This window comes from Rheinheimera sp., from assembly GCF_020217005.1.
GTDB lineage: Bacteria > Pseudomonadota > Gammaproteobacteria > Enterobacterales > Alteromonadaceae > Pararheinheimera.
Genome location: NZ_JAIWOI010000273.1, coordinates 1 through 10000 on the forward strand (window position 1 = coordinate 1; position 10000 = coordinate 10000).

Genomic DNA, 10000 nt, shown 5'->3' on the forward strand with positions numbered 1-10000 from the left:
CGCTTTAAGTTTTGGGCATTTGCCTTTTGTGTTTGTCCCTGCCGGTCCAATGCCATCTGGTATTCCAAATAAAGAAAAAGCCCGTGTACGTCAGCTCTATGCTGAAGGCAAAGTAGGGCATGACGAGTTATTAGATTCTGAATCGGCGTCTTACCACAGTGCCGGTACTTGTACTTTCTACGGTACCGCCAACTCAAATCAATTAGTGGTTGAAGTGATGGGGCTGCATTTACCCGGCGCTTCTTTTGTCAATCCAGGTACGCCGCTGCGTGATGAGTTGACCAAAGCCGCTGCCCGTCAGGTCACCCGCTTAACGGATTTAGGCACGGATTACCTACCTATTTCTAAAATCGTTGACGTGAAAGCGGTAGTCAACGGTATTGTTGGTTTGCTGGCGACAGGTGGTTCTACTAACCACACTATGCACCTCATTGCTGTGGCCCGTTCTGCTGGTTTTATTGTGAACTGGGATGACTTTGCCGATCTGTCGCACGCAACGCCATTAGTCACCAAGATTTACCCTAACGGTCAGGCTGATATCAACCACTTTCAGCAAGCAGGTGGTATGGCTTATTTAATCCGTACACTGTTAGACAACGGCTTGCTGCATGAAGACGTCAATACTGTGGCGGGTCCTGGTTTACGCCGTTATACCCAAACTCCGGTATTGCAAGATGGAAAACTAGTGTGGGTTGATGGCCCGACTGAATCGTCAGATTTAAGCGTGATGACCAGTGCCACTAAACCCTTTAAAGAGCACGGTGGTTTGCAGGTGTTATCTGGCAATATTGGCCGCGGCGTCATTAAAACCTCAGCACTTCGTGAAGGTACTGAAGTAGTGCAGGCACCGGCTGTTGTATTCTCTAGTCAGCATGAATTGGATGCCGCTTTTAAAGCTGGTGATTTAAATAAAGATTGTGTAGTGGTTGTGCGTTTTCAGGGCCCACGCGCCTGTGGTATGCCAGAACTGCATAAACTGACGCCACCGCTGGGTGTATTACAAGACCGTGGTTTCCATGTGGCATTAGTCACAGACGGTCGTATGTCTGGTGCTTCAGGTAAAGTACCAGCTGCTATTCACGTCACACCGGAAGCGGTAGACGGTGGTGTGATCGCTAAGATCCAAACCGGTGACATGATGCTGGTCGATGGTATCAACGGCGTATTAAAAGTCTTGGTATCAGATGAAGAACTGGCCAAACGTCAAGCGGCTACCAGGGATATGACGGACAGTCATTGGGGTATGGGCCGCGAAATGTTTGGTGGCCTGCGTACCGTGATCACTGGTGCAGAACAAGGTGCCTGCAGTCTGTTCAACACAGAGGAGCAGTACCATGGCTGAGATCCAGTTCGCTATTGTTGCTGATATTGGCGGCACTAACGCACGTTTTAGCCGTGTCGATTTAGACAGCCTGCATTTAGATAAAGTGGCTGTGTACCCATGCGCTGATTTTGATACTTTAGCTGACGCTTTGCAGTTTTATCGTGAAGATCAAGGTTTGACTGCTATTCGTCATGTGGCTTTAGCCATTGCCTGTCCTGTGACTGGTGATTTTGTCAAAATGACCAATTTCCGCTGGCAGTTCTCTGTAAGCCAAATGAAAGCTGATTTGGATTTAGCCGAGTTTATCGTGCTGAACGACTTTACCGCTGTGGCCATGAGCTTACCTGCGCTAAAACAAACCGAGCTGGTACAAATTGGTGAAGGCCATGCCGATCAATTTAAGCCTATGGCGGTGTTAGGCGCTGGTACCGGCTTAGGCGTAGCGCATTTAATTCCAACTGCTTTAGGTTATTTACCATTGCCAGGTGAGGGCGGGCATGTCGACTTTACCGCTCAAACCGAACAGGAATGGTTCATTCACAACTTTTTAGCGAACAAATACGGTCATGTTAGCCCGGAGCGTTTGTTATCAGGCCCAGGCCTGGAAGATTTGTATCTGGCCATTGCTGCGTTTAACAACAAAGTGGTTGAGCCATTAAACGCAGCCCAAATTGCTGGCAAAGCTCTGGATGGCAGCTGCGTGTTATGTAAAAGCGTTATCGAGCAGTTTTTTGCCAGTTTAGGTGGTTTGGCAGGGGATTTAGCTCTGACATTAAGCACTTTTGGCGGCGTTTTTGTCGCTGGTGGTATTACGCCAAAATTACTGTCGCTGATGAATCAAAGCGATTTCAGAACCCGATTTGAAGCAAAAGGCCGGTTTAAAGACTTCAACCGCCGTATTGCAACTTTTGTCGTCACTGCAGAGCAACCAGGTTTAACTGGCTGTGCAGTCTACTTAAAACAACATATGGCGAGTTAACACTATGGCATTTGAAAATTGGCAACTACAACCTGACGTTTTGTTCGCACAAGGCCCTGTGGTGCCCGTCATTGTGATCAAAGATTTAGCAGACGCTGTTCCTATGGCAAAAGCCTTAGTCGCAGGCGGCATTAAAGTACTGGAAGTGACCTTACGTACTCCTGTGGCTCTGGATGCGATTCGTTTATTAGCCACTGAAGTACCTGATGCCATAGTAGGTGCTGGTACTGTGACTACAGCCAAACAACTGGACGATGTGATAGCAGCTGGTGCCCGTTTTGCGATTAGCCCTGGTTCGACCCGTGAACTGCTGCAAGCGGGTAAAGACAGCGTGATCCCATTAATCCCGGGCATCGCCAGTATTTCTGAGTTGATGGAAGGCACAGCAGTAGGATACACCCACTTTAAGTTTTTCCCGGCAGAAGCAGCGGGTGGCGTAAAAACCTTAAAATCTATTCACGGCCCATTCTCTGATATACGCTTTTGCCCAACAGGTGGTATTAATGAGAAAAACTTCAAAGAGTATCTGGCTTTACCTAACGTACGTTGCGTAGGCGGTAGCTGGATAGTGCCGGACGAAGCTATTAAAAATAAAGAGTGGCATAAAATCACAGAGCTGTGTTTAGCCGCAGTGGAAGAAGCCAAGACAGTGCAGAAGTAATGCCTTTTGTGTTGTTCAGATTGATACGAGGAACCCGGCTTTGGTCGGGTTTTTTTATGGTGTTAGAACGCTGAAATACTTACCTTTAGTCACCGTTATCTGAAGTGCCAGGGCTGTATAGAAATTTACATTCTACTGGCATAGGCCATTTTGGAAAAACAGGCTCAACGTTCTGTTTTACTTATTCAAATGCTTAAGCAATGGCGCTGCAAAAATACAGCGGTACCTCTTGAGTAAAAACATGAACAACTAGCGCACCGGCTGTGTAGATTTTACCTGTCGTTAACTTACTTATTTCAGAAAAATCTGTAAAAATCTCAGCGCCAGCACATCATTAGTTGTGCAGCTGAAACTAAAGATAAAGTAAATCATGTATTTGATTTAGCTATAATTTTTAGTGGAAATCCCCAAGGAACTGCAACAATTGGCGCAGCATTTGGCAGCTGTATAAGTCCTGCCGACGATCCCGGGCGGCATCTTTAGGAAATTGTATGCCGGAAGCCTGATTCCGCTTATACGACCACCAATTGATGTTTGAACTATTACTTTGCGCAGAGGCATGTAAAACTACTGCCAAAACAAAGTTTACTTCAGCGACTTACTCACAAAGTCTATACCCAACTCCAGCTTCGGTTTTCAAATGCCGTGGGGCCGATGGATTATCTTCCAGCTTTTGTCGTAGCTGTGCCATATGCACCCGAATATACTCGGGTCTGTCCTGGTAATGTTCGCCCCAGACCTGCTGTAAGATCTGGTTATGGGTCAGAGCAGAACCTAAGTGCCGCACCAGCAGCAATAAGATATCGTATTCGGTTTTGGTCAGATGCACTTGCTCGCCTGCTTTGGTGACGATGCGTTGCACCGGGTCCAGTTTGATATCGGCAAAAGCTAAAGGCTTGGCGGTTTTTTGTTGCTGGCGCAGTGTGGCTCTGACGCGTGCTAAAAGTTCGGCTGAACTAAAAGGCTTGGTGACATAGTCATTGGCGCCAGAGTCTAAAGCCCGCACTTTGTCCTGTTCTTTACCCCGGGCTGAAATCACAATCACAGGTACTTCTGACCAGCTGCGCAGTTGCTGCAGCCACTCAATACCATCCATATCTGCTAAACCTAAATCCAGCAGAATTAAGTCAAAACTATGATTTTTTAGCAGGGCAAAACCTTGTTGGCCTTCGGCCTGGATCATGCTTTGATACCCCTGGCTTTGCAGTAGGGTGTGTAAAAAGCTTTGTAAACCCGGATCGTCTTCAAGCACTAATAACTGAATGGGGAAGGCTGTTGTAGTGATCATAATGGCCACTCCATAGCTGCAGTTACTTTCTCTGATGCCTGAGCAATGCCCAGGTCAAATTTGCCCTGATGCAAAGCGGCGACCGCCTGACAAATATTCAGCCCCAAACCATGGCCTTTATCCCGGGCCGCTGGCAGAGCAGATTTAATGCCGTTACTAAGCCTTATAAAACAACCTGAAGCACTCTGGCCAAGGCTTAATTCAAAAGGAGCAACACCGTGGCGCAATGAGTTTTCCAGCATATTGGCTAGCGCTATTTCCAGCAATTCAAGATCGCCCTGTAAAGGCACAGCAGAGCTGCACTTTAAATGAGCACTGAGTTCTGCCGCTTGATCGCCACGCCGGGCGAGCGCGCCAGCCACTAAATCGTCTGAGCTGAAATCGCTGTGCTGAATGTAATGAGTGGTCAGCTGCGCTTTGCTCAGCTCCAGTACTTTTTCAAAATGCTGATTTAATATCTGGCTTTGCTGGTAAATATTCTGCGCCTGCTGCTGACGTTGCTCAGAGCCCAGTTGCAACTCAGGATCAGCCAGCATACTGGATGCACCCATAATGGTGGCCAAAGGCGTACGTAAATCGTGCGATAAAGACCTTAGCAGCATAGCTTTTTGCTGTTCCAGCTGAGCTTTCACTCTGTCTTGCTGGGCATAACTTTGGGTCAATAAGGACTGAGCTGTATGTAAAAGAGTAGGGTGGCTGGATAAAAAGGAGCTTGGCACGACAACCCAGGCTACTGGCGGGTTACCTACTGCGAGTATTGCATGTTCAGCCACTACTTTTGGTTCCTGTGCCTGAATAACCTCAACTGCGGTTCCTAAACGACGACTTAACAATTTAGCTGCGTAGGCGCATTGTTTTTGCCAATCCTGCCTTTGGCCTAAACCTTTAGCCAGCATGTACATACCACGGGTTTGCGACATGGCATAACGCAAGCGTTTAACCTGTTGTTTGGAACGTTCAGACAACAAACTGATCAATAATCCCAACAGCACCATCACCACAAAACTGATAAAAAAACTAGCGTCGTGCACATCAAAAGTATAATAGGGGGGGACAAAGCACCAGTTTAACAATAACACCGAGACTAAAGTGGCAACAGTGGCCAGGCGCCAGCCATACTGCTGGGCCATCCAGGCGACTCCCAATAACTGTAACATCGCCACATCGGTTGGGCTTATCCAGTCTCGCAGCGGTAAACACAACAACACTATCAGCGCAGGTAGCAGGATGGTTACGGCGAGCTGTGGTAAATAGGGCAATTTTAAAGCTTTGGCCATCTCAGAACCGCCAGTAGGAAGGTGTAAATAAAATTAATAAGGTTAGGATTTCCAGTCGTCCCATTAACATACCTAAACTCAACCACCACTTGGCGGCATCAGGTAAAGTTGAAAAGTTACCTGCAGGACCAATAATACTGCCAAGACCAGGACCAACGTTGGCGACTGCAGTTGCTGCACCTGTCAGTGCTGTGACCAAATCCAGCTCACAAAATGATAACGCCATGGCGATAAAAGCTATGGTTGCAAAATAGATAAAACAAAACGCCAAAACGTTTCCCAACAGTTGGTCATCTACTTTTTTCCCGCCATAACTCTGGCTCCAGACCGCCTTGGGATGTACCAATAATTTTAACTGTTTGATTAACAACATTGCAGAGAGTTGAATACGAAATATCTTTAAACCACCAGAGGTAGAACCAGAACAGGCGCCGGCAAAGGTCAAATAGAAAAACAACATAATGGCCATATTGCCCCACAATGTATAGTCCTCTGAGGCATAGCCACAAGTGGTGATAATGGAAACTACGTTAAACAGGCTGTGGGTTAACGCATCGACTACATCTCTGTTGTTATGCACCACCTGATACCCGGTCAGCAACAGACTGCAAAATAGGACTATGGCCACAAAGGCCCTTACCTGAGGATCACGCCACAAGGCACTTTTATCACCTTTGGCTGCACTTACAAACAGCACAAAAGGCATGGCCGCTAGCATCATAAAAAAGCTGCTTAGCCAATAAATTTGCGGTAAATCTTTATAGATGCCAAAAGAAGAGTCGTAATTAGCAAAACCTCCTGTTGCAACTGTGGTCATGGCGTGGGTGACCGCATCAAAACCTGTCATCCCGGCCAGATAATAGGCTGTCATGGTGCAGCAGGTTAATGCCAGATAAACAAAGCCTATGGCGGCAGACAAGGTAGAGCTTCGAGGTAAAATTTTATCGGAAGTGTCAGAATTTTCAGTTTTAAAAAGGCGCATACCACCAATTTTCAGTGCGGGCAGAACGGCAATTGCCATCACTATAATACCTATACCTCCCATCCAGTTCAGCACAGCGCGCCAAAATAAAATGCCTTTTGGCATGTTGTCTAATCCGGATAAAACCGTAGAACCTGTGGTGGTGACCGCTGAAACTGTTTCAAACACAGCGTCTGTTAAAGTACAGTTGGGTACAATCAAAAACAGAGGGATAGCGGAAAAGACGCAAAGCGACAACCAGCTTAACGTGGTCAGCAAAAATAACTGCCTGTGTTTAATGTCTGTAGAGTGACGGCCTTTGTACACCAGGGTGTAACCTAAAGCAGCGGTAAAGACAGACGAGCCAAGGAAAACCCAAAAGCTGCTCTCGTGATACAGAATAGACACAGCCATAGCGATCAGCTTCACTGCAGCTAACATCAGCAACAAATGCCCTAAAACTCTATACATCAGATAACGACTTGAGCTCTTTACCACGGAACCCAGCACCAAAGTGGCGGCCATATAATTTTATCCAGCGTTGAACAACAATTGAATTTTATAGCGTTGGGTTAGATTAGGTTATAAAGATTGTATAAGGATTTATTGTCGGGGCTGGGGGTTACCCAGCCCACAGTTTGTTACAACTGGCCCTTCAGATAACTCACCACACTGCGGGCTAAAGGGCTATGTTCGTAGCCACCTTCGAGCATAGAGACCAAACGTCCGCCGCAGAACTGGTCTGCCAGTTGCTTCAGTTGCTGCCCAAGCCACAAATAATCTAATTCTGTGAGTTTCATCTGACCCATATCATCTTCGATATGGGCGTCAAAACCCGCAGAGACCAGTACCAGTTCAGGTTGGAATGCCTGCATGAGTGGCAACCATTCTTCGTTAAATCGACGTTGATACAAAGCACCAGTAGTACCAGCAGCTAAAGGCATTTTGACAATGGATGAGCTATGGCTGACGGGGTCTGTGTATGGATAAAACGGATGCTGAAATGACGAGAAAAATTTGACTCTGAGCTCATGTTGGAAAATATCTTCAGTGCCATTGCCATGGTGCACGTCAAAATCCACAATAAGCACACGTCCCAAATCATACTGCTGCATGGCATAAGCTGCAGCTATGGCAATGTTATTAAATACACAAAAGCCTTTGGCCGCTCTGAATTCTGCATGATGACCAGGAGGGCGTATTAAACAAAAAGCCTGAGTGTCTGGCTGCTGCATTACCAAATCCACTGCATTAATGCCGGAACCAGCCGAATACAAAGCGGCATTTAAGGATTTTGCATTCACCTGAGTATCATCGTCCAGCCAGATATGGCCTGTATCAGGCACTGCGTCAAACACATGGTCGACATAAGCGGGGTCGTGAGCTAAATACAACTGTTCCATACTGGCCGGAGTAGCATCGCGTTGTTGCACCACAAATTCCAGACCAGAACTTAATAACTGGTCTTGTATGGCGTAAATACGGGACGCTGCTTCCGGATGATCCAGGCCTATGTCGTACGATAAACAACGGCCATGGCTGAAGATCACTAAACTCATTTAAGATTTCTCTGATTCAACCGATTTTAACGGTAGCTCTAAATACACTTCATCCGGATCGCCGCTGGCGATACGCTTAAATCCAGCTTTTTCGAATACCTTTTGCATCGGCTTGTTGTCGGCCCGGACATAAGCCAACATGCGGTTCAAATCGCGCATTCGGGCTATTCTGATCATTTCGTCCAGTAATCGTCTGGCCATGCCTTTGCCATGATGTTTTTCGCGCGTGACAAATGCCACTTCTGCACTGTTGTCACTTTCATTCAGGTAGTAACGGCCCACCGCCTGAATTTCCAGTATTGAACCTTGCTGTTTTACAATACAAAGTGCTAAATCACGTGACTGATCGACACTGACCAGAGTACAGGATTTCTCTCTGCTCATTTGTTTAGGATGGTGGTTGTACCTAAGCAGCAAGGTTTCTTTGGTATGCGAGTAAAAAAACTCCTGCAATCTGCGTTCGTCCGCTGGGTTAAGCGCTCGTAAATCGAACTGCTCACCTGCAATAGTTAAAGTTTTTAACCCGACCTTGCCCAGTTCAACCACATCTTTGGGGTAATCTTTTTGATAATGTGGTACCCAATAGCGGGTTCGTACTTCGTCCAGCAGTTGTTTACGAAACTTTGGGTGGGCGACTCGAATGAGCTCCAGTGCTCGTTCACGTATACTCTTACCCCGTAAAGAAGCCACGCCAAACTCTGTCACCACATAATGCACGTGACCACGAGAGGTGACTACGCCGCCACCTTCGGTGATGGTGGCCACTATGCGTGACACTGTACCATTTTTGGCAGTGGAAGGCAGGGCGATAATAGGTTTGCCGCCTTTACTCATAGAGGCGCCACGGCTGAAATCCACCTGACCACCAATGCCGCTGTAAAATTTGTGTCCTATGGAATCTGACACCACCTGGCCTGTTAAATCCACTTCTATGGCGCTGTTTATGGCAATCATCGCATCGTTACGGGCAATATTGGTTGGTGAATTCACGTATTCGCTTGGGTAGAACTCGACATGAGGATTACCATCTACAAAGTCGTATAAAGCTTTACTGCCCATACAAAAACTGGTGACGGTTTTGCCTGGATGAAAGGTTTTTTTTCTGTTGTTAATCACGCCTTTGGTGATCAGTTCCATCACACCGTCCGAAATGACTTCTGAGTGCACTCCTAAATTTTTGTGGTTGCCCAAATAACGTAAAACGGCCTCAGGAATTTTGCCTATACCGAGCTGCAAGGTTGAACCATCCTCAATCAGCATCGACACATACTGACCAATGCGTTCAGTCACTTCATCCAGCACTGGAGGGGGTAATTCTGGCAGTTCTTCTTCCTGCTCAATAAAAGCGTGAATTTGGCTTTGATGGATAAAGGTATACCCATTGGTGCGTGGCATCTTAGGGTTAATTTGCGCTATAACTTTTTTGGCAGAACGCACAGCGGCTGATACGGCATCAACTGATACTCCCAAAGAGCAGTATCCAAACGCATCAGGCGGGCTGACCATCACCAAAGCGGCGTCTAGAGGCAAAATTTCTTCTTTAAAAAGCGCTGGCACTTCAGATAAAAAACAAGGAGTGTAGTCGGCACGGCCTTCAGCAACCGCATTACGCACTTTATCACCAGCAATAAACAAGGCATTGATTTTAAATAAGTCGCTGTAACGCTGTTCAGCCCAGCAGTTATCAGCCAGCACCATCAGTTGTACCAGCTCTATATCATGCAGGTTTTTAGTGCGAGCCATTAAATCGGCTAGCAAAGCCTGTGGTGCAGCGGCATGAGAGCCGATAAAAATGCGATTGCCTGACTGCAGCAGTGAACCCCAGTCCAGTGATTTCGCCGTAGATTTGTCTGAATTTTTGGCCATACCGCATCCTTTTTCTTTACCATGTCAGAATACAACGTATTTGTCAGTGCGACCTAAGTCGATTTTGTCCGGCTTCTCCCCAAAA

The 10000-nt window shown here is 46.8% G+C and carries 8 protein-coding genes; 3 read left to right on the plus strand and 5 right to left on the minus strand.

The window, feature by feature from the left end; all coding sequences use genetic code 11:
* The 3 genes from edd to LDL40_RS13315 form a co-directional block, all read left to right on the plus strand.
* Positions 1-1342, plus strand: a 1342-nt coding sequence (edd, locus tag LDL40_RS13305; RefSeq protein ID WP_300995858.1) for a phosphogluconate dehydratase, incomplete at its 5' end; no start/stop codon positions are given.
* Complete coding sequence (gene glk, locus LDL40_RS13310) at positions 1335-2303, plus strand: glucokinase (protein WP_300995859.1); 969 nt, start codon at positions 1335-1337, stop codon at positions 2301-2303. The genes edd and glk, both read left to right, overlap by 8 nt.
* 4 nt (positions 2304-2307) lie before the next feature.
* On the plus strand, positions 2308-2964 hold the full coding sequence (locus tag LDL40_RS13315; RefSeq protein WP_300995860.1) for a bifunctional 4-hydroxy-2-oxoglutarate aldolase/2-dehydro-3-deoxy-phosphogluconate aldolase: 657 nt from the start codon (positions 2308-2310) through the stop codon (positions 2962-2964).
* A 598-nt stretch (positions 2965-3562) separates the two neighbouring features.
* Here the strand turns inward: LDL40_RS13315 and LDL40_RS13320 are convergent.
* From LDL40_RS13320 to LDL40_RS13340, 5 genes are all read right to left on the minus strand, one after another.
* Positions 3563-4252, minus strand: a complete 690-nt coding sequence (locus LDL40_RS13320; protein ID WP_300995861.1) for a response regulator — start codon at positions 4250-4252, stop codon at positions 3563-3565.
* Positions 4249-5529: a DUF4118 domain-containing protein gene (locus LDL40_RS13325; RefSeq protein ID WP_300995862.1), complete on the minus strand. Its 1281-nt coding sequence runs from the start codon at positions 5527-5529 to the stop codon at positions 4249-4251. The genes LDL40_RS13320 and LDL40_RS13325 overlap by 4 nt, the downstream gene beginning before the upstream one ends.
* Before the next feature lies 1 nt (position 5530).
* The gene (locus tag LDL40_RS13330; RefSeq protein ID WP_300995863.1) at positions 5531-7015 is read right to left on the minus strand and encodes a TrkH family potassium uptake protein; all 1485 of its coding nucleotides are present in this window, start codon (positions 7013-7015) and stop codon (positions 5531-5533) included.
* Between the two features lie 116 nt (positions 7016-7131).
* Positions 7132-8049 carry a histone deacetylase family protein gene (locus LDL40_RS13335; protein ID WP_300995864.1) on the minus strand — a complete coding sequence of 306 codons (918 nt, stop codon included), beginning with the start codon at positions 8047-8049 and terminating at the stop codon, positions 7132-7134.
* A complete protein-coding gene (locus LDL40_RS13340) occupies positions 8050-9915 on the minus strand; it encodes a GNAT family N-acetyltransferase (RefSeq protein WP_300995865.1) in 1866 nt (621 codons plus the stop codon). It abuts the gene before it with no gap.
* Between the last annotated feature and the right edge of the window lie 85 nt (positions 9916-10000).

Bases quoted from the DNA above. Each gene is read 5' to 3' on its own strand.
- glk (WP_300995859.1), top strand. From the start codon at position 1,335: ATGGCTGAGATCCAGTTCGCTATTGTTGCTGATATTGGCGGCACTAAC.
- LDL40_RS13315 (WP_300995860.1), top strand. From the start codon at position 2,308: ATGGCATTTGAAAATTGGCAACTACAACCTGACGTTTTGTTCGCACAA.
- LDL40_RS13320 (WP_300995861.1), bottom strand. From the start codon at position 4,252: ATGATCACTACAACAGCCTTCCCCATTCAGTTATTAGTGCTTGAAGAC.
- LDL40_RS13325 (WP_300995862.1), bottom strand. From the start codon at position 5,529: ATGGCCAAAGCTTTAAAATTGCCCTATTTACCACAGCTCGCCGTAACC.
- LDL40_RS13330 (WP_300995863.1), bottom strand. From the start codon at position 7,015: ATGGCCGCCACTTTGGTGCTGGGTTCCGTGGTAAAGAGCTCAAGTCGT.
- LDL40_RS13335 (WP_300995864.1), bottom strand. From the start codon at position 8,049: ATGAGTTTAGTGATCTTCAGCCATGGCCGTTGTTTATCGTACGACATA.
- LDL40_RS13340 (WP_300995865.1), bottom strand. From the start codon at position 9,915: ATGGCCAAAAATTCAGACAAATCTACGGCGAAATCACTGGACTGGGGT.